Below are 19784 nucleotides of genomic sequence, written 5' to 3'. Positions count from 1 at the left end.
CGGGGCTCGTTAGCGCGCGTGCCGCCTGCGCCAGTCGCTCGGCGTCTCGCCGGTCAGCTTCCTGAAGGCTGCTGCGAACGCCGTCTGCGACGAATAGCCCAGCGCCGCGGCGATCGAGACGACCGCTTCGTCGCTGTCGCGCAGCATCTTCATGGCCTGCTCGAGCCGGTGTTGGCGCAGCCAGGAGTGCGGGGAAAGGCCGGTGCTCTCCTTGAAGGCACGGCAGAAGTGAAAGCGCGATAATCCGGCATCGGAAGCCAGAGCATCAAGCGAGACGTCCGCATCGCTGTCCGAGCGCAATCGTTCGATCGCACGGAGCAGGATCTTCGGCGACAGCCCGCCCATGGTCGGCTGCAGCGTGGCTGGCGAACCTGTGTGGGCAACCAGCAGGCGCGTGGTCAGAAGATCCGTCAGCTGATGCCGAAACAGCGTATCCAGGGCTTCGTTGCCTCCCAGCGTATCAGCCACGCTCAGGAGCAGCCGAGACGTAATGGGATCAGGATGCGCCGTCCGCTCCAGCAGCTCGTTCGTTCCCGTGATCTCGGCTTCGCGAGCAACGCGCTTCAACGTTGCATCAGGAAGATACAGTTGAACCACATCCACGGGCTTCGGAATGTCCCAGCGGGAGCTTGATCCTTCCGGAATGATGACCACGACCCCGCGACGAAACGTGCCGATCGCAACCGATTTTCCTGTCCGCCGCTCCATGCGCTGCACCATGCCGTTATGGGCCATGATCACGTGGTGGCTCATGGGCTTGACGACGTCGTGCAATCGATCATGTTTCCAATGGGCAATCCCGGCGCCGGAGGAGTCCAGTGCCATGCGAAGTGGCTCGGTCCCGAGCACGCGCGCCATTTCCGCATCGGCGCGTCGCTCGGAGCTCGAGCGATCGTGCGGCTGTGAGCCCGGCGGGGGTGGCAAGCCCTGGTGCGAGGGATTGCGCATGGGTGCAGTGCTCCCGGTCATTGGGTGGCTCCTCCTGATCAGCTCAAGCTTTCGATCAGTGTCCGTACTTGTACGGGTCGGCGCGTGTTCTATGCGCTGCGAAGGTTCCGCGTATTTCCTGAAGCGGTGATGCTTTGTCCGATCCTGCTCCAAGCCGGCGCGCGCTTTCACAAACGCACGATGGGCCGGCGACGCGCTTGCCGAGGCATTGAGCCGGGATTGCGCGAGAGGTAACAAAACCCGTTGAAATTGCTCGTGAAAGGCGATCTGAGGCAATAATGCGGCGGGCCGTCATACGGCTGTCGCTCCGACGCGCTGGTCTGGACCGTCGCCTGGCGATGTCGGATAATTAGGGGTGATTTGGCGATGGCGCCGCGCTCCCAAGTCCCCTCTCATACGAGATCACGGCCATGACACAGGCAGCTGCCTTCGCGCAGAGGGTCGAACGGTTTCTGCATCTGAAAGATGCGCCGCCAACGCTGGTCACGCGTTCGCTGCGCAGCGCCGAGCTCGCCGTCACCGAGACCCGGGATGACCATCCCATGCCGCGTCTTTCCGATTCGATGCCCTCGGAGGACGCCTATCTCGTCAGCCTCAAATTTCGCGATTTCGCCGATTGCGAGTGCTGGGAGCGTGGCCGTTGCGTGATCAAGAGCGATATCCGCGCCGGCGCCACCTATCTGTACGACCTGAAACGCGATCCGCGCTATGTGATCGACAAGCCTTTCCATTCTCTGTTCTTCCATCTGCCCCGTTCAGTGCTGGACGACATGGCGAGGCAAGGCGGCGCGCCAAGGATTGGCGAACTCGCCTATCAGCCCGGCGTCGGCCATGACGATATGACGATCCGCCATCTCGGCGCATCGTTCCTGGCGGCATTGCGCCAGCCTGATGAGGCCAACCAGCTCTTCATCGACCACATGATGCTCGCGCTCGCCGCACATGTTGCGACGACCTACGGCGGATTGCGGTGCGCCGCCGAGCCGGCGCGCGGCGGCCTTGCTCCTTGGCAGGTCAAGCGGGCCTGCGAAAGGCTGGAATCCGATCTCCGCGGAAAGCTCTCACTGGACAAGATCGCAGCCGAGTTCGATCTGTCCGTCAGTCATTTTTCGCGTGCATTTCGCGTCTCCACCGGCCTGCCGCCGCACCAATGGCTGCTGCGCCAGCGCGTGGACACGGCCAAGCAATTGATGACGGTGCGCGACCTGTCGCTGGCGGAGATTGCGATATCGGCCGGGTTCGCCAATCAAAGCCACTTCACCCGGGTATTTTCCTCGGTGGTCGGGATGAGCCCGGGAATGTGGCGCCGCGAGGCGCAGGGCGTGCCGGAAAGCGAAACGTGATCCGGGCTCAAGACGCCATCCGCTCAACGGCGCCGTGCCTGAGAGATGGCATAGGCGGCGCTGCGCGCTGCAAACATCTCGTCCGGCGGGTGGCCGATGCCGTCGGCAAGATTGGCCGGATTGAACGCGGACCCGTCGCACGCCTCGTCTGATTCTGTGCCCGTGATCACGATCGTTCCGAGGCGTACCGCTTCGCGCGCATCCTCATCGGGCCAACGCTCGGTCACGTCCATGACGGGGTCGCCGGGCCGGTCCAGCAGCGCCATCACGCTGAACCTGACATCGCGTGCCCCGATCCGGGCTTCGAGCTCGCCGCGCAGAAGGCCGGTGGACTCGGCTGCAGCGGCGTCCTCGGGCGGCCTGCCTTCCTCGCCGACCGGCGCGACCTTGAATTTGATGAACCGTGTCTCGCCCTTTGCATTCGTCGCGGGAAAGGCGTGCACGCCCCAATAGGTCGTGCACGCAAGGCTTGCGGGTGGCGGGTGCACGGCAAGGTAGCTTGCCTGATGCAGCGTTTCGGGATTGGCGGCGGAGAATGCCTCGACCTGCGCCATGTCCTGCTTGCCGTCCGGTCCCGGCATGCGCGCCTGGAGGAACGCCAGCATCTGGTCGAGTGTTCTGGCGAAATGAACCGGCGCGCTCTGGGTGAGTATCGCGGAGCGCTGCCCCTCGCTGCCGAGCCGGAAGCTGAAGCCACGCAGCGAGCACCTGTCAGTGACCACCGCATCCGGGGTGCAGCCGTCCGCCGAGAACCGCGCCAGCACCCGGGACGGCTTGGTGAAGCTGCGGGATCTGGTGATCTCCTCGGCCTGATGCGACGGGGTGTAGGTGCCGCGAACGCATTGGCCCCAGGAAAAGCTCGCCCGTGCCTTTGGCGGAAGCCCGGCAACCGCCTTCAGGGCATCGACAACAGACGTCGGCGTGGCAGCGCCGCTGGGGAACTGAGGCAGGACGAAACCCTGGGTTCGAACGATGGCGCTCGTTTGTGACGCAGGGCGGATCGAGCTTCTTTCCCAAAGCGGGCGCGCCTTGTCCGATCCTGCGACAAATCTCGCGGCTCGCTTGCTCGGGGCCACCGCGCGCTATGAAGACGCCCCCGTGTCCGACGCCAGCCCCGTCCTCCGCCGCAAATCCGTGATCGCACGCAAGAAGCTATCCGCAGGCGTCGTCTCGGGATCGATCAGCCGGTGCAGGCGAAAGCCGTCTTCGAGCGCCAGCACGACGGAGGCCATCCAGGGCGGATTCAGATTGTCGTTGCGTCCGTTGCTCTTCAACGTCGCCTCGACGATGTCGGCCACCAGCTTGCGCCGCGCGCGCAGGCGTTTGGCAAGCTCGGGACGGCGCTTCTCGGCGCGGGCGACGAACAGGATCATCTCCATGTGCAGCAGCGGCGAGCGGGCGAGGGGATCCTGCCGCGAGCGGTCCATCGCCTTCAGCGCAGCAATGAAGTCGTCGAGATTGTCGTGCTGGGCGAGGATGTCGAGGTTGCGTCGGATCGACTGCTCGACATGGTCCTCGAGCATGGCGATGATCAGCTCGTCCTTGCTCTTGAAGTTGGAATAGAACGCGCCGCGGGTGAAGCCTGCCGCCGCCGCGATCGCCTCGATGCTGGCGCCGCCGATGCCGTCCTGCTCGAACACGCGCGCGGCCGCCTCGAACAATTTGTCGCGCGTATCGTCCCTGGTCGGTCTGGTTCTCACCCTTGACATCGGACGAGGTTAGGGCAGAATGCAACTCGATACAACAATGTATCGAGTTGATAATTCAGGGATGGTTACGCCGGGCAGTGGGGCTGCGATCGGCGTATTCGTGTCATCGGCAACCGATTGAGGTCACCATGAACGAGCACGTGCAAGGCGCAGGCGGACCGCTGTTCAACCCGCTGTCGCCGGACTTCATCCGCGATCCCTATCCGCACTATGAACGGCTGCGCACGAACGATCCGATCCACGTGACGCCGTTCGGCCAGTTCGTCACCAGTCGCCACGCCGACGTCAGCCTCGTGATGCGCGACAAGCGCTTCGGCAAGGATTTCGTCGAGCGCTCCAAGCGCCGATATAGCGCCGCCATCATGGACGAGCCGGTGTTCCGCAGCATGAGCCACTGGATGCTGCAGGCCGATCCGCCCGACCACACCCGCCTGCGCGGCCTCGTCGTGAAGGCCTTCACCGCCCGCCGCGTCGAGGACATGCGGCCGCGCATCCAGGAGATCGTCGACCAGGCCATCGATGCCGTGATCGAGCGTGGCCACATGGACCTGATCGAGGATTTCGCCTTCCGCCTGCCCGTCACCATCATCTGCGAGATGCTCGGCATCCCCGAGGACCATCGCGAGGTCTTCTACAAGAGCTCGCGTGACGGCGGGCGGCTGCTCGACCCCGTGCCGCTCACTGCCGAGGAGATCAGGAAGGGCAACGAGGGCAACCTGATGGCGCAGATGTATTTCCAGCAGCTGTTCGAGCTGCGCCGCAAGAATCCCGGGGACGATCTCACCACCCAGCTGGTGCAGGCCGAGGAGGACGGCAACAAGCTCACCAACGAGGAGCTGACCGCCAACATCATCCTCTTGTTCGGCGCCGGCCACGAGACCACCGTCAATCTCATCGGCAACGGCCTGCTCGCGCTCCACCGCAATCCGGACCAGCTTGCGCTGCTCAAGGCGCGCCCCGAGCTGATGGCAGGCGCGATCGAGGAATTTTTGCGCTACGATTCCTCGGTGCAGATGACCGGACGCGTCGCGCTGGAGGAGATCGAGGATCTCGGCGGCAAGAGGATCCCCAAGGGCGAGACCGTGCTGTGCCTGCTCGGCTCGGCCAACCGCGATCCCGCGGTCTATCCCGATCGGCCCGACCAACTCGATGTCACCCGCCAGAATGTGAAACCGCTGTCGTTCGGTGGCGGTATCCATTTCTGCCTCGGTGCCCAGCTGGCGCGCATCGAGGCCGAGATCGCCATTGCCACGCTGCTGCGGCGGCTGCCCGATTTGCGCATCGACAACGTCGAAAACCCGGAATGGCGGCCAACTTTCGTGCTGCGCGGCCTGAAGCGGCTGCCGGCGAGCTGGTGAGGGCGGTCTGGCATTAACCTCCGCGCGCAACAGTCGCTGTGACTTCGCCACACTTCCCCCTATATAAGGGGCTGTTCCGGCGCGCCTGAAGTCCACTAAGGCCAGGGTTTGGTCCGGATGCCGGTTTGGCCGAGGGGAGACCCGTGCAGACGACGCTGCTCGGATTGGCGATTGCCTTCATTATTGCGCTGCTGGCCGCGCTGATCGGGCCTTACTACGTCGACTGGAACCAGTTCAGGCCCCAGTTCGAGGCGGAGGCTGGCAAGATCATCGGCGTGCCGGTGCGGGTCGCGGGCGAGCTCGACGCGCGTCTGTTGCCGGCGCCGACGCTGCGGTTGCGCCAGGTCACCTTCGGCGGCAACAACGATCTCGGCCGCCTGCGCGCCGACAAGCTCGATGTCGAGTTCAGCCTGGGCTCATTGATGCGCGGCGAATGGCGCGCCACCGAGCTTTCGGTGGGCGGCATGGCGGTCGATCTTGGTCTCGATGCCCGGGGGCGGGTCGATCTGCCCTCCACCGCGAGCGGCACCTTCAATCTGGCCTCGCTTGCCATCGAGCGGGTGAATCTCACCGGCCGCATTGCGCTCCACGATGCCGCCAGCCGCTCGACGCTGGAGCTGAACGACATCGCCTTCTCCGGCGACGTCCGCTCACTCGCGGGCTCGGTGCGCGGCGACGGCAGGTTCACCGCCGCCGGGGTGCGCTATCCGTTCCGCGTCTCCTCCGGCCCGAGCGCCGACGGCAGCGCCACCCGTCTCCACCTCAACATCGATCCCGGCGAGCGTGCCATCCTCGCCGATCTCGAAGGCGTGCTCGCCTTCGACAATCGCCTGCCGAAATTCGACGGTGCGCTGACGCTGGCCGTACCGGCGGTCAAGAAGGCGGGCGAGGCGGGTCCAACGCCGTGGAAGCTCACGACCAAGCTTAGGGCGGATCCAGCCGGTGCGAAGTTCGAGCAGATCGACGCGAGCTTCGGCGCTGAAGACAATGCGCTGAAGCTCGGCGGCGTCGGCGACCTCAAATTCGGCGCCTCGCCGCTGCTGCGCGCGGTGCTGTCGGCGCGCCAGGTCGATGCCGACAGGCTCGCGGGCAAGGACGATGCCGAGCCGCTTCGCATCCTGCCGGCGCTGCGCGCGGGGCTGGCTGCCATTCCGCAGGCTCCGATCCCGGCGCAGATCGAGTTCAATTCCGACCAGATCATGCTTGGCGGCCGCCCGCTGCAGAACATCGCGGCCGAGCTTCAGACCGATGGAAGGTCCTGGACCTTCCAGCGGCTCGAGCTGCGCGCGCCCGGCATGACGCAACTCTCGCTCAACGGCGCAGCTCCCGGCGCCGACAGTTTCAGCGGTCGTCTCAGTGTCGAATCCTCCGATCCTGACGCGCTGGTGGCCTGGTTGCAGGGCCGCAGCGAGGTCAACCGCCGCAGCACGCGGCCGCTGCGCCTTGCCGGCGACGTGACCATCGCCGCCAACCATCTCGCCATCGACAGGCTGAAGGCCGATATCGAAGGCGGCGCCGTCACGGGCCGCATCGCCTTCGTGCAAACAGGCGCGAGCAAGGGCTCGCGGATCGACGCCGAGCTCAAGGCCGACCGGCTCGATCTCGACGCCGCCGCGAGCTTTGTGCGCGCGCTTGCGGGGCCGCAGGGCGAATGGCCGGAAGAGGCAAAGCTCTCGCTCGATATCGGCCGCGCCATCTCCGCCGGCCAGGAGCTGCGGCCATTCGGGGCAAAGCTCGGTTACGGCCCGGCATCGCTGTCGCTGGAGCAGCTGCGCTTCGGCCAGGCCAGCGGCGTGACCACCGAGGCGAGCGGCAGCTTCGACCGCACCAAGGCCACCGGCAAGCTCGCGCTGAAATCCTCGGCCAATGCGCTGCGCGAGCTCACCGCGTTGATCGAGCCGTTTGCGCCTGCGGTCCGCGCCCGTTTCGATGCCATCCCCTCATTACCAGGCGCGACCCGTCTCAAGCTCGATCTCAGCCTCGACAGGAATGCCGAGCATGCCGATCGCAGCAATGCCCGCGCCGTGCTCGACCTCGACGCGCCGCAGTTCAAGGCCAGTGCAACGCTGGCTGCGCAGACGCCGGTGGCGGCGGTCAACGGCATCGATATCGACAAATTGCGCAACAGCGACTTCACGCTGGACTCGAAGATATCGACGCCGCAGGCCGGCGCGCTGCTGGCGCTGCTCGGGCTCGATCGCGTGGTGGCCGCAGGCGAGGGCGCGTCGCAATTCGAAGGCAAGCTGACCGGTGCATGGCGGCGGCCGTTGCAATTGAACGCAAAGCTCAGCGGCGGCGGGCTCGACGCCGATGCGCAGGGCAGCGTCGAATTGTCGGAGCCGAAAGCCAGCGTGAACCTGCGCGTGCGCAACGCCAATCTGGCGCCGCTGTTCGGGACCAGCCGGGCCGGCAAATCGATGCAGGCCGTCAGCCTGTCCTCCCGCCTCACGCTCTCCGGCAACCGCCTGACCTTCGACGATCTCGATGGCAATGCAGCCGGCTCGCATTTGCGCGGTCATCTGGCGGTGACGCTCGATCAGGAAAGGAGCATCGACGGCGAAGTCGGCCTCGATACGCTCGATCTGGCGCCCGCGCTGGCGATGGCGATCGGCGCGGCGGGACACGAGTCCGGCGAGCCGCTGAGCGCGGGGTTGTTGGGCGGCTGGCGCGGCCGCATCGCTTTCCAGGCGTTGCGCGGGATGTTGCCCGGCGGCATCGAGCTGCGCCCGTTCGGCGGCACGCTGCGAAGCGACGGCCAGTCGCTCGCACTCGATGCATTGAAGGGCGGTCTCAGTGGCGGCGAGATGTCGGCGAGCTTCGACGCACGCAACGGCGCGAATGGTCTTGCGCTGAACGCGCGCATCGATCTCAGCAATGTCGATGCGGCGACGCTGCGCTATCGCGATCTCGCGCTGCCGAAGGGGCGCGCCTCGGTGCAGATGGCGCTGACCAGCCAGGGCCGCAGCGTCGCGGCACTCACCGGTGCGCTCGCCGGCAACGGCACGGTGACGCTGCACTCCGCGGAAATCGGCGGCCTCAATCCGCGCGCCTTCGAGATCGCGATTCGCGCCAGCGATGGCGGCCAGGTCGCCGACGACAACCGCCTGCGCCAGCTGGTCGAGCCCGCGCTTGCCGCCGCGCCGATCGCGGTGGCCTCGGCGCAGATCCCGTTCACGATCCGCGACGGTCGCTTGCGCGTCGGCGCCACGCCCCTGGAAGCGAAGAACGCCCGCGCCATCGTCTCCGGCGGCTATGACATTCCCGCCGACCAGGCCGACATCCGCGCCAGCCTGACGCCGATCATGACCGGCCTCTCCGGCGCCCCGCCGGAGATCCAGCTGTTCGCGGCCGGCCCTCCCGACAAGCTCAATCGCACCATCGACCTTGCGCCGCTGTCGTCCTGGCTTGCGGTGCGCACGATCGACCGCGAGACGCGGCGGCTCGACGCCATCGAGCGCGGCGAGCCGCCGCCGGCGACCGCGGCGCTGCCGACGCTGGTGTCTCCGGATGCAGCGCCCGAGCAGGCGCCGGTTAACGTGCCGCTGCCGGGCCAGGATCCGCGCCGCGCGCCGTCAAAGCCGAAAGCCGCGCCGCTGCCGAAGGCTCCGCAGGCCGCTCCCGCAGCTCCAAGCCCGCCGCTTGCCCAACAGCTTGCGCCGCTGCCGCCGGCCATCGACGTGAAGCCCGCTCCGGGTCCGCCGCCCGCCAAGCCCAAGCCGAAGCCGCCGCTGGTGCTGACGCCGCAGAATCCGTAAGGGTGCCCTTGTTTAGAGAGATGAATCCGCGGGCTCGGTGCGACCTCTCCCGCTTGCGGGGGAGGTCGGCACGAAGCGCCGGGTGGGGGATGTCTCCACATTGGGAGTCTCTCCGTTGAGACAACCTCTCCCCAACCCTCTCCCGCAAGCGGGAGAGGGAGCGCACCTTCCGAGCCGCCTTGTCCGCCCGTAAACCCATTCCCTCGCATTTGAATGAATTTTGCCCGGCAAAACTGATTTGCCGATTTTACCGAATTCTCGCGTTTGATCTCTAGCGTCAGTTCCCAGGGAATCCGGTGTCCCGCCACGAGCGGCGGGGCGGCGCGCCAAAAGAACTGCCAAGAATTGGGGTTATCGAGATGAACGGGGCGAAAACGCTTCTACAGGATCTGGACGACGCGATCGCGCGCGGCACTGACGAGAGTCGGGCAAAGGCGTTGTGGCATGCGACCGACATTCTGATCACCGGCCGCTACAGCGACGACGAGATCAGCATGTTCGGCGAGGTCATCGGGCGGCTCGCCGACGAGATCGAGGTCGCTGCGCGGGCGCAGCTCTCGGAGCTGATGTCGGCGTGCGATCATGCTCCGCTCAACGTCATCGAAAAGCTGGCGCTCGACGACGAGATCGAGGTCGCCGGTCCCGTGCTGCGCGACTCCACTCGTCTCGACGAGAAGATGCTGGTCGAGAGCGCCATGACCAAGGGCCAGTCGCATCTGCTCGCAATCGCCCAGCGCAAATCGATCGGCGAGGCCGTCACCGACGTGCTGGTCAAGCGCGGCGATCAGGAGGTCGTGACGTCGGTGGCCAGGAACGAGGGCGCGCGCTTCTCCGGTTCGGGCCTGTTGCACATGGTCCGGCGCGCCGAAGGCGATTCGATCCTCGCCGAGCAGCTTGGCCTGCGCAAGGACGTGCCGCGCCACATCTTCCAGCAGCTGATCTCGAAGGCGTCGGAAGACGTCCGCCGCCGCCTCGAGACCGAGCGGCCCGAAATGATGGCGCAGATCCAGAGCTCGGTGACCGAGGTCACCGGCGATCTCCAGTCCAAGTTCGGCCCGTCCTCGCGCAGCTATTTCGTCGCCAAGCGCGTGGTGACGACGCAGCATCGCCAGGGCAACCTCAACCAGGATTCGATCTCGAACTATGCGCGCCAGCATCGCTTCGACGAGGTGCAGATCGGCCTGTCGCTGCTGTCGGCGCTGCCGGTCGACGTGATCGAGCGCGCGATGATGGACCGCAACCGCGAGATGATTCTGGTGCTGTGCAAGGCGCTCGACTTCTCCTGGGACACGACCATGTCGCTGCTGTTCCTCGGCGCCAAGGATCATCTGATCACGGCGCGCGAGCTGCACGAAAACGAGCGCGATTTCGGCCGGCTCAAGATCGAGACCTCGCGCAGCGTCTTGAAGTTCTACCAGTCGCGCAAGACCGCGGATTCCGCCGCCGGCGGCCGTCAGCCCGAGCTTCAGGTCCACTGAGCATCGTCCCGGAATTCGAAGGGGAGTATTTGCAATGTTGCCTCAATTCGGCACCGCGGTTCGCAAGAAGAACCTCAACAGCGCCGTCACCGCCGATCTCGGCGGCGGAGCACCCGACAAGGCGTCGGTGGACGCGGCCTGGCTCGTGCTGGAAGCCGCCAACGACCTCGGCGACCACGCCGCGATCGACGCCTGCCGCCGCGTCATCGACGCCGAACTGACCGGCACGGTGGCCGGAAGCTCCGACATCGATCTCGTGTTGGGGTATTTCAGGTAGGATCCGCGAGGCCGCGCGGCGACGTCATCATGCATAAACAACAAGCTAAAGCGCGATGACGCTCCATCCTGATCGCATCGCACCTTAAGGGGCTGGGCGGCTCAACCTCTTGCGCGGTGGTTACGTCGTCACCGCGCAGGAGGACCCGCGGCTTTCATCGACGGATGCGGTAGATCACCACGTCCTCACCGTGACGGTTCGCGCTCCGCTCGAGCAGGTAATTCGATTTCTCCAGCACACGGCGCGATGCGCCGTTTGCGACATAGACGATGCCGATGAGAGACGGCAGCTCGAGCTGTGACAGCCCGATCCGAGTGAGCGCAGTCGCGATCTCGCTGGCAAATCCCCGGCCCCAGACGCCGCGCACGAACGCATAGGCGATCTCGATCTCGTCGACGTCATTCACCAGGATGTGCCGGATGCCCGCCCGTCCGGCAAAGGCGCCGTCTTTCGTGCGCAGGGTCCACAGGCCGAAGCCGTACTGATCCCAATGCGCCATGTTGGCGACGAGATATTTCTCCGTAGCCTCCGCCGAGCGCACGCCGCCGAGATAACGCGACGCTTCGGGATCCAGATGGAGCGCGACGAGGTCGTCGAGGTGACTTTCGTTCAGCCGCTCGGCGTTCAGGTTGTCGGTACTGAAGCGATTCATGGAAGCAGAGTGTCGCCCGGAGCTGGTCGCGATCTGGATGTTATCGAGGCCGATGATGCCATCGTGCCGCTGTTTTGCCCGACAGGTCAACCGGCGCGCGGCGCTTTAGGTCGTTGTTCAAGCATGATCTTTTCGGAAAACCGCTGCGCACTTTTCCGGATCATGCTTTAGACCGGGCCGTGCGAGCCGGGCGGGACCATGTAGAGCGTCATCGCGAAGATCGCGTAGATGCAGAGCAGGAGCGCGCCGACGAACCAGGCGGAGCGTCCGCCATTGGTGACGAAGCTCGTCACCACGGCGGCGATCATGACCATGGTCACCGCGCCCGGCCAGAATTGAAGATCCATGGGCTGCGGCCCGACAACGTAGCTCAGCAGCACGAGAACGGGTGCGACGAACAAGGCGATCTGGCTGGCGCTTCCGAGCGCGATGCTCACGCTCATGTCGAGCCGGTTGCGGCGTGCCGCGGAAAACGCCACGGCCATCTCGGCCGCGGCCCCGACCAGGGCAACGACGATGAACCCGACGAATGCCGGCGTCATGCCGAGCGTTTCGGCGGCCTTCTGCACCGACGCGACGAAGATTTCGCTCACGAGCGCAACCAGCACGGTGACGATCCCCAGTGTCGGAACGGCGATTGCAAGCGGCAGTATCGGGCCGCCAGCCTCGCCATGGTCGCTGCTTGCAAACAGCTCCTTGTGCGTTTTCAGCGAGAACAGCAGGCTGAGACCATAGGCCGCGATCAGCAGGACCGCCAAGGCGGTGCTCAAGCGCTGCACCGTCGCCTCGTGTCCGGGAAAGTCGAGATCGGCCACGGCCGAGGGTGACAACAGCGCAATCGTGGCCATCAGCAGCAGCGCGGAATGGAGCCTGCCACCTGCCCGGTTGTATTCCTGCACGCGATGCCTCAATCCGCCCAGAAACAGCGATGCGCCCAGCATGAACAGCGAGTTGGTCACGATCGCACCCGCGATCGAGGCTTTGACCAGCATGTATTGACCGGCCTGCAACGCTGTGACCGCGATGATGAGCTCCGTGAGATTGCCAAGCGTGGCGTTCAACAGCCCACCGACCGCATCGCCTGTCTTCTCGGCCACGGCCTCCGTCGCGTGGCTGAGCAGGCTCGCGAGCGGCACGATGGCGATCACGGCCAGCACGAACAGCAGCGTATGCGCGTCCGGCATGACGTGCTCGAGCACGATCACGACGGGCACGACAATCAGCAGCCACAGCAGCGGGCTGTGCCGGATTTCCCTGAGCAGCGCATTCATAGTCCGTCCTTCGCGGTCAGACCTCGACGCTGCCGCCGGAGAGGGGCCCGGTGTTGATCTAGCTCAACGGCTTGCGCGCCTTCGAACCGGCGCCTCAATAGCAGGGCGGCTGATATCCGCACGCCCGGCGATAGCCATAGGCGCCATAGGCGGCAGCTCCCGCCGCTGCTGCGCTGCATCTGGCCTTCCTCGCTGGCGAAATCGACAAGCCATTCGAGTTGATCTGCATCAAGCGCTGCGATCACGGCCAAACCACAACAGCAACCGGGCTGGTTGGCGAGGCGTTGGTGCGAGCGATGATTCCGACTTGGTACGTCACCTTTGAAGTTCGAAAACGGGGGCTACTTTTGAGACAGCGGAGTCCGCGTGAGACGAAGACTTTCGCGACCGAGCATGAAGCCAAGCTGTTCGCGCGTGCCAGGCTCGACGAGGGGCTTGCGGTCTTTGCAGGCACGATCAACCCCCATCTTCCCAGGCGGCTCATCCCATCCTCCGGCATCCACGCCTGGCTTGCCGACGAACAAGACAGCACTTCGCGCTCCGAGATGGATGGCGAGTAAGCACGTTATCGTGCACAGACGTGGCGCTTGAGTGTTGCCATTTTGGTACGAGCCAAAGCTTCCCTCGCGCGTAACCTTCGAGACGTTCGCAATATGCACGCCAGCCTGCATAAGGCTCAATTTTTGAACGGCAGAGATCTAGGAAAAGGGGATTCGACGATGAAGAAGCTCTCGATAGCTGCGATCGGCTTCGCGGCGCTGAGCATGGTGGCTCCGGCCATGGCTGCCGATATGGCTGTCAAGGCAGCGCCGCCGCCGGTACCTGTGATGGCAGTCTATAACTGGACGGGATTCTACATCGGCGCCAACGGCGGCTGGGGGCAGAGCCGTGGCTGCGTGGACTTCGTGACGGCCGCAGGGACGCTCGCAAGTGGTTGCGCCGATCGCTCCGGCGGCTTGATCGGCGGACAGCTCGGGTATCGCTGGCAGACCAATCAGTTTGTGCTCGGCCTGGAAGCGCAGGGCGATTGGGCCGAGATCAAGAACACGCGTGTCAGCCTGATTGATCCGCTGGTCTCGACCACGGGCAAGACAGATGGCATCGGGCTCTTCACGGCCCAGGTAGGTTGGGCATGGAACGCCTCGCTGTTCTACCTGAAGGGCGGCGCGGCGGTGACCCGTAATCGCTTCGACATTTTCAACAACGTCACGGGCGTTGGCCTCGCCTCCGCAGGTCACACGCGCTGGGGCGGTGCTCTCGGTGTTGGCTGGGAATACGGCTTCACGCCGAACTGGTCGGTCGGTGTCGAGTACGACCATCTCTGGATGGGGCGCGACAACACCGCCTTCGCAGCCGGCGTGGTCACGCCCGGCGGGCTCGCGCTCACGGGCAGCGGCGTCACCCAGGATATCGACATGGTCACACTTCGGCTGAACTATCGCTTCGGCGGTTACGGCGCGCCGGTCACGGCTCGCTACTGATCTCAGGTCTTCCCAGTGAACTCAGGCCCCGGCATCGACCGGGGCCTTTTTCGTGGGAGATGAACAGACGCGAGAATGTCCGGCGTGTTCGAGTGCCGCACGAGCGCCATTGCGATCACCAGTCCCGGTAGCCAAACCACCCGAACTGTGGTTGCCGCGCCGCCAGGACCATCTGTGGCGTCGGGTGTCGTTTCGATCGCGTCGCAATGTGTTGCGGCCTTCGCGGCCGCTTGTGCTCGACGGATTCGCGCGGCGGCGAGTCCGCGCGCGCCATCGCGAGTGCATTGGCAACCGCGGATGTCTCCGCCCGAATGACCGGCGGCTCTGTGCGGGCGAGGGAAGGAGGCTCTGTAGTCGAAGGTGCAGATGCGACCGCCACGATCACTGGCGCGGTCATATCGAGGACCACACGCTCGGGCCATTTGCGGTCCGAGTGAATGCGTATGATCGCCCGATCCGCGATCGTCCTCTCGGCGACTTGCGCGCCGGGCAGACAAAAGTCCGCAACGAACAGGAGCGCGAGCAACGCCGCTCCGACCTTCCAGAAATAGGCCAATAACGGCATCCCGGTCGCTCCGTGCCCCCACAATGGCCCAGCTTGCGACGACGTTCCGCCAGTTTCCGACTCGTTGCGCGAGGCAGCTTGATCCAGATCAAGTGCGCGAAATATCTCCAACCTGGTCCTGGCGACTCTTTGATGATGTCATTGCATCCATGCTTTGCCCGACGATGCCGCGCCTCGGAAGCAGCATGCAGCTCGACCGCTGCCGCAGCTTCGCAGCAGTCTGGTCGCGCGTCGGCAAAGCTCGTGACTTGCGAGCCAGACCTGTGCGGCATCGATGATTCTCGGGAGAATGGCATCGTGCCAGTTTTTCGCCCGACCAGGCAGCCGAGACGACTCTCGCCCGCGCGTAAGCCATTGATTTCACAGCCCCCGTCTACTGTGCATGGGGTTGTTTTTCGCGATTTTTGTTTTGGAGGGGCTAGCCGGCGCCCAGCGCCACCGCGACGTTGTAGGTCAGGAGGCTCGCGGCATAGGCCAGCACCAGCATGTAGGTGAAGGTCATGGCCATCCAGGTCCAGCTTCCGGTCTCGCGCCGGATCACGGCCAGCGTCGAGGCGCATTGCGGGGCGAAGATGTACCAGGCCAGCATCGACAGCGCGGTGGCGAGCGACCATTTCGTCGCCAGCACCTGGCCGATCTGCTCGGCCGCTTCCTTGCCGCCTTCGATCGCATAGACGGTGCCGAGTGCCGCGACCGCGACCTCGCGCGCCGCCATGCCCGGGATCAGCGCGACCGCGATCTGCCAGTTGAAGCCGACCGGGGCGAGCAGCGGTTCGAGTGCCTTGCCGATCATCGCGGCGAGGCTGAAGTCGATCGCGGGTTCGGTCGCGCCCGCCGGAGGCTGCGGGAACGAGGCCAGGAACCAGATCAGCACCATCATCGAGAAGATCGTGGTGCCGGCGCGGTACAGGAACATCTTGGCGCGGGTGAAGATGCCGATCACGATCGATTTCAACCGCGGCATCTTGTAGTCCGGCAGCTCGAGCATGAACGGCGCCGGCGCATAGTCGCGCAGCATGAAGAACTTGATCAGGAACGAGACGAGAAGCGCGCTGATGATGCCGCAGGCATAGAGGCCGAACATCACGAGGCCCTGCAGGTTGATGAAGCCCCAGACGTCCTTCGCAGGGATGAAAGCCGAGATGATCAGCGTGTAGACCGGAATACGCGCCGAGCAGGTCATCAGCGGCGCGATCAGGATCGTGGTCAGCCGGTCGCGCTTGTTGTCGATCACGCGCGTCGCCATGATGCCGGGAATGGCGCAGGCAAAGCTCGACAGCAGCGGAATGAAAGCGCGGCCGTGCAGGCCGGCGCCGCCCATGATGCGGTCCATCAGGAACGCGGCGCGCGCCATGTAGCCGAAATCTTCCAGCAGCAGGATGAACAGGAAGATGAGGATGATCTGCGGCAGGAACACGATGACGCTGCCGACGCCGGAGATCACGCCATTCTGCAGGAAGCTCTGCAACAGGCCGTCGGGCAGGGTGGCCTGCACGAGCTCCCCGAGCGCGTCGAAGCCGGACTTGAGCACGTCCATTGCCGGTTGCGCCCAGGCGAACACCGCCTGGAACATCACGAACAGGATCAGCGCGAGCACGACGAGGCCGCCAACCGGATGCAGCACGATCGCGTCGATCCGCGCGGTCCATGTGTCGGGCCTGGCAGGCAGGCTGACGCAGTCGGCGATGATGCGGTCGGCCTCGCGCTGGGTCGCGCGCAATTCGGAGACACTGAGCGCGCGCCAGTTGTTCGCCTCCGCCTCGGCGGCGAGCTTTGCCGAGACCTCGTCGGTCAGCTTCAAGAGGTCGGCGGTGCCGCCCTTGCGCACCGCGATCGAGGTGACCACGGGCAGGCCGAGCTCCTTGGCGAGCCGCTCCGTGTCGACGGTGATGCCGCGGCGGGCCGCGATATCGAACATGTTGAGCACGAGCAGCATCGGCCGTCCGGTGCGCTTGAGCTCGAGCAGCAGGCGGATGGTCAGCCGCAAATTGGTCGAATCGGCCACGCACAGCACGAGGTCGGGCACGGTCTCGCCGGAGGCCTTGCCGAGCACGAAGTCGCGGGTGATCTCCTCGTCCGGGCTGCGGCCGCGCAGCGAATAGGTGCCGGGCAGGTCGACCACCGAGACCTGACGTCCCAGGGGAGTGACGAAGAAGCCTTCCTTGCGCTCGACGGTGACGCCCGGATAGTTCGCGACCTTCTGCCGGCTGCCGGTCAGGGCATTGAACAGCGAGGTCTTGCCGCTGTTCGGCGTGCCCACCAGGGCGAGATGCAGCAGGGGTAATTCCATGGAATCACTGGTCCGGGATCAGAGGTCCGGTCGCTGTCTAGGCGACGATGATGGCCATGGCCTCGCGGCGTCGGACCGCAATCGTGATGCTGTCGACCCGCACGGCGATCGGGTCGCGCCCGACCAGCCCCTCGTGCAGGACCTCGACCCGGGCGCCCTCGACGAAGCCGAGCTCGATCAGGCGGCTCTCGAGCTCGATGTCGGAGAGCGCCGAGCCCGCCTCGCGAGCGGAAAGATGCTGGATGACGCCGGTATAGCCGCGCTGGGCCAGACCCAGCGGCATGTGCGGGCGCGTGTCATTGGTGTCGGTCATGCCCTGTATTTTCAACGCAAGGCATTGAGGTCAAGCGCGCGCGCTCGCTGAAACCGCACCTTAGAGTGATTTTAAAGTGCAGGTCGCGGAGCGCCGTCGAAGGCGCCCCGGCGCCTACTGGGCCGCGACCTTGTCCGGCTGGGGGGCCATGGCCCGGCTCTTGAAGTAGTCCAGCACGAACAGGCGGATCGCCGACGACAAATTGCCCTGCTGGCGGTTGTTGTCGATCTCGCCGACCAGCTCGGACAACGTCATGTTGCGCAAGCCGGAGATCTCCTTCATGCCGTTCCAGAACGCCTCTTCCAGGCTGACGCTGGTCTTGTGCCCGGCGACGACGATCGACCGTTTCACGACGGGCGACTTCATGGCTGCTCCTCGCGATCGATCTGGTGCTGGTCCAACTGATGCTGGTCCAGATGCGCCTTCGCCTTGTCCGCGCGCGTCTCCTGCGCCGACCGTTCCGCCTTCGTGCGGCCGAACTTCGTCCGGTTGGCGTCCGCCTGCTTCGCCGAGGCTTCCCGTTCGGCGCGCTTCCTGAAACGATTCAGGTTGATGACGTTCCCCATGCCGCGTCTCCATCATCCGATCCTTTCCAGGCAGGATGAAACACTCAGAAACAGGGTGCCGCACTGCGCCCCACAAGACTTGATCGCCATTCGCTTGTCCTCGTCAATCGGCCTCTCGGGCCATCAAACGATGAATTTCGCCCCCGTCGAGGGGCGGAAGGGCTGCGTAGCACGCCGTCCTGCCGGAACATTGACGGTAATCAAATCCCGCCCCCAAAGCCGCACATTTCTAGGGCGCCGAGCGTCCGTATCATTACGGATGGCTATCGGAATTCGGAGTTCTATTTCGGGCTGGTCATCTTCTCGGGGCGTACCAGGCGATCGAACTCGTCGGCCGAGACGAAGCCGAGCCGCAGCGCTTCCTCCTTCAGCGTGGTGCCGTTGGCATGGGCCGTCTTGGCCACCTTGGCGGCGTTGTCGTAGCCGATCTTCGGGGCGAGCGCCGTCACCAGCATCAGCGAACGCTGCATCAGCTCACTTATGCGCTTTTCGTCGGCACGGATGCCGCTCACGCAATGCTCGGTGAAGGATCGCGCCGCATCCGCCATCAGGCGGATCGAGTGCAGCATGTTGTAGGCGAGCACGGGCTTGTAGACGTTGAGCTCGAAATGGCCCTGGCTGCCGGCCACCGTGATCGCGGTGTGATTGCCGAACACCTGGCAGCACACCATGGTCATCGCCTCGCACTGGGTCGGATTGACCTTGCCCGGCATGATCGAGGAGCCCGGCTCGTTCTCCGGCAGGATCAGCTCGCCGAGCCCCGAGCGCGGGCCTGATCCCAGGAGGCGGATGTCGTTGGCGATCTTGAACAGCCCTGTCGCGACCGAGTTGATGGCGCCATGCGCCAGCACGTAGGCGTCGTTGGAGGCCAGTGCCTCGAATTTGTTGGCGGCGCTGGTGAAGGGCAGCTTCGTGATCCCGACCACGTGCTTGGCGAAAAGCTTCGCGAAGCGCGGCTTCGAGTTGAGGCCGGTGCCGACGGCGGTGCCGCCCTGCGCCAGCGGATAGAGGTCCTTCACCGCGACCTTGAGCCGGGCGATGCCGCTTTCGACCTGCGCGGCATAGCCGGAAAACTCCTGGCCGAGCGTCAGGGGCGTGGCATCCTGCGTATGAGTCCGGCCGATCTTGACGATTTTTGCGAACGCTTTCTCCTTCTTGCGCAGCGCGCGGAGCAGCTCATCGAGCGCAGGAATGAGATCGGCATTGATGCGGCTTGCGGCCGCGATATGCATCGCGGTCGGGAACGAATCGTTCGACGACTGGCTCATGTTGACGTGATCGTTGGGATGCACCGGCTTCTTGGCGCCGAGCTCGCCGCCGAGCAGCTCATTGGCGCGGTTTGCGATCACCTCGTTGAGGTTCATGTTGCTCTGCGTGCCCGAGCCGGTCTGCCACACGACAAGCGGGAAATGGTCATCGAGCTTGCCCTCGATCACTTCGCGCGCGGCGCGGATGATGGCGCCCGCGCGGCGCCGGTCGAGCAGGCCGAGCTCGAGGTTGGACTGCGCCGCCGCGAGCTTGACGATGCCGAGCGCGTGCACGAGCGAGATCGGCATGCGGTCGGTGCCGATGCGGAAGTTCTGGCGCGAGCGCTCGGTCTGCGCCCCCCAATAACGATCGGAGGGGACCTCGATGGGGCCAAAACTGTCGGTCTCGATGCGGGTGTTGGGGCGGGCAGTCTTCGAGCGGGCAGTCTTCGAGCGGTCAGTCTTCGAGCGGGCAGTTTTGGCCATGAGCACATCCATCCTGCCGCCCGAAATGCCGCGCGGCCGTTTCAT

18 protein-coding genes are annotated in these 19784 nt (G+C 65.2%); 7 read left to right on the top strand and 11 right to left on the bottom strand.

Annotated features, from left to right (window positions below):
• Nucleotides 1–9: 9 nt before the first annotated feature.
• Nucleotides 10–969: an AraC family transcriptional regulator gene (locus GGD62_RS32145; protein ID WP_183712233.1), complete on the bottom strand. Its 960-nt coding sequence runs from the start codon at nt 967–969 to the stop codon at nt 10–12.
• A 389-nt stretch (nt 970–1358) separates the two neighbouring features.
• Between GGD62_RS32145 and GGD62_RS32140 the strand changes: the two genes are divergently transcribed.
• A complete protein-coding gene (locus GGD62_RS32140) occupies nt 1359–2291 on the top strand; it encodes an AraC family transcriptional regulator (RefSeq protein ID WP_183712169.1) in 933 nt (310 codons plus the stop codon).
• 23 nt (nt 2292–2314) lie between these two features.
• Here the strand turns inward: GGD62_RS32140 and GGD62_RS32135 are convergent, their stop codons facing one another.
• Together GGD62_RS32135 and GGD62_RS32130 are read right to left on the bottom strand one after the other, a co-directional pair.
• The gene (locus tag GGD62_RS32135; RefSeq protein ID WP_183712231.1) at nt 2315–3241 is read right to left on the bottom strand and encodes a catalase; all 927 of its coding nucleotides are present in this window, start codon (nt 3239–3241) and stop codon (nt 2315–2317) included.
• A 132-nt stretch (nt 3242–3373) separates the two neighbouring features.
• On the bottom strand, nt 3374–4000 hold the full coding sequence (locus GGD62_RS32130; protein WP_183235153.1) for a TetR/AcrR family transcriptional regulator: 627 nt from the start codon (nt 3998–4000) through the stop codon (nt 3374–3376).
• A 128-nt stretch (nt 4001–4128) separates the two neighbouring features.
• Here GGD62_RS32130 and GGD62_RS32125 point away from each other — a divergent pair, with 128 nt between their 5' ends.
• The 4 genes from GGD62_RS32125 to GGD62_RS32110 all read left to right on the top strand — a co-directional run bounded on the left by GGD62_RS32125 (nt 4129) and on the right by GGD62_RS32110 (nt 10868).
• The gene (locus GGD62_RS32125; protein ID WP_183233189.1) at nt 4129–5358 is read left to right on the top strand and encodes a cytochrome P450; all 1230 of its coding nucleotides are present in this window, start codon (nt 4129–4131) and stop codon (nt 5356–5358) included.
• A gap of 143 nt (nt 5359–5501) precedes the next feature.
• Nucleotides 5502–9113: an AsmA-like C-terminal region-containing protein gene (locus tag GGD62_RS32120; protein ID WP_183712167.1), complete on the top strand. Its 3612-nt coding sequence runs from the start codon at nt 5502–5504 to the stop codon at nt 9111–9113.
• 359 nt (nt 9114–9472) lie between these two features.
• Nucleotides 9473–10591: a DUF2336 domain-containing protein gene (locus GGD62_RS32115; RefSeq protein WP_183230652.1), complete on the top strand. Its 1119-nt coding sequence runs from the start codon at nt 9473–9475 to the stop codon at nt 10589–10591.
• 34 nt (nt 10592–10625) lie between these two features.
• Nucleotides 10626–10868 (top strand): hypothetical protein, encoded by a 243-nt coding sequence (locus GGD62_RS32110; protein ID WP_092253357.1) that lies wholly within the window; start codon nt 10626–10628, stop codon nt 10866–10868.
• A 154-nt stretch (nt 10869–11022) separates the two neighbouring features.
• Here the strand turns inward: GGD62_RS32110 and GGD62_RS32105 are convergent, their stop codons facing one another.
• Nucleotides 11023–11520: a GNAT family N-acetyltransferase gene (locus tag GGD62_RS32105; protein WP_183712165.1), complete on the bottom strand. Its 498-nt coding sequence runs from the start codon at nt 11518–11520 to the stop codon at nt 11023–11025.
• A gap of 167 nt (nt 11521–11687) precedes the next feature.
• Complete coding sequence (gene cax / locus GGD62_RS32100; RefSeq protein ID WP_092253355.1) at nt 11688–12791, bottom strand: calcium/proton exchanger; 1104 nt, start codon at nt 12789–12791, stop codon at nt 11688–11690.
• Between the two features lie 218 nt (nt 12792–13009).
• Between cax and GGD62_RS32095 the strand changes: the two genes are divergently transcribed.
• Complete coding sequence (locus tag GGD62_RS32095) at nt 13010–13351, top strand: hypothetical protein (RefSeq protein ID WP_409333976.1); 342 nt, start codon at nt 13010–13012, stop codon at nt 13349–13351.
• Between the two features lie 159 nt (nt 13352–13510).
• Nucleotides 13511–14272: an outer membrane protein gene (locus tag GGD62_RS32090; RefSeq protein WP_091961499.1), complete on the top strand. Its 762-nt coding sequence runs from the start codon at nt 13511–13513 to the stop codon at nt 14270–14272.
• Nucleotides 14273–14387: 115 nt separating this feature from the next.
• On the opposite strand, the gene GGD62_RS32085 is transcribed toward GGD62_RS32090, so the two are convergent.
• The 6 genes from GGD62_RS32085 to fumC all read right to left on the bottom strand — a co-directional run bounded on the left by GGD62_RS32085 (nt 14388) and on the right by fumC (nt 19751).
• The gene (locus GGD62_RS32085; RefSeq protein WP_183712163.1) at nt 14388–14828 is read right to left on the bottom strand and encodes a hypothetical protein; all 441 of its coding nucleotides are present in this window, start codon (nt 14826–14828) and stop codon (nt 14388–14390) included.
• Between the two features lie 427 nt (nt 14829–15255).
• Nucleotides 15256–17127, bottom strand: coding sequence for a ferrous iron transporter B (locus GGD62_RS32080; RefSeq protein WP_183712161.1), 1872 nt, complete (start codon nt 17125–17127; stop codon nt 15256–15258).
• 37 nt (nt 17128–17164) lie between these two features.
• Nucleotides 17165–17440, bottom strand: coding sequence for a FeoA family protein (locus GGD62_RS32075; protein WP_018319701.1), 276 nt, complete (start codon nt 17438–17440; stop codon nt 17165–17167).
• Between the two features lie 114 nt (nt 17441–17554).
• A complete protein-coding gene (locus tag GGD62_RS32070; RefSeq protein WP_018319702.1) occupies nt 17555–17806 on the bottom strand; it encodes a ribbon-helix-helix domain-containing protein in 252 nt (83 codons plus the stop codon).
• Nucleotides 17803–18006, bottom strand: a complete 204-nt coding sequence (locus GGD62_RS32065) for a DUF4169 family protein (protein ID WP_018319703.1) — start codon at nt 18004–18006, stop codon at nt 17803–17805. Before GGD62_RS32065 ends, GGD62_RS32070 begins: the two co-directional genes overlap by 4 nt.
• A 281-nt stretch (nt 18007–18287) precedes the next feature.
• Complete coding sequence (fumC, locus tag GGD62_RS32060) at nt 18288–19751, bottom strand: class II fumarate hydratase (protein ID WP_183712229.1); 1464 nt, start codon at nt 19749–19751, stop codon at nt 18288–18290.
• Nucleotides 19752–19784: the final 33 nt, after the last annotated feature.

Origin of the sequence: Bradyrhizobium sp. ERR14 (assembly GCF_014198235.1) — a bacterium.
Taxonomy (GTDB): Bacteria; Pseudomonadota; Alphaproteobacteria; order Rhizobiales; family Xanthobacteraceae; genus Bradyrhizobium.
This window is presented reverse-complemented; position numbering and strand designations above follow the sequence as displayed.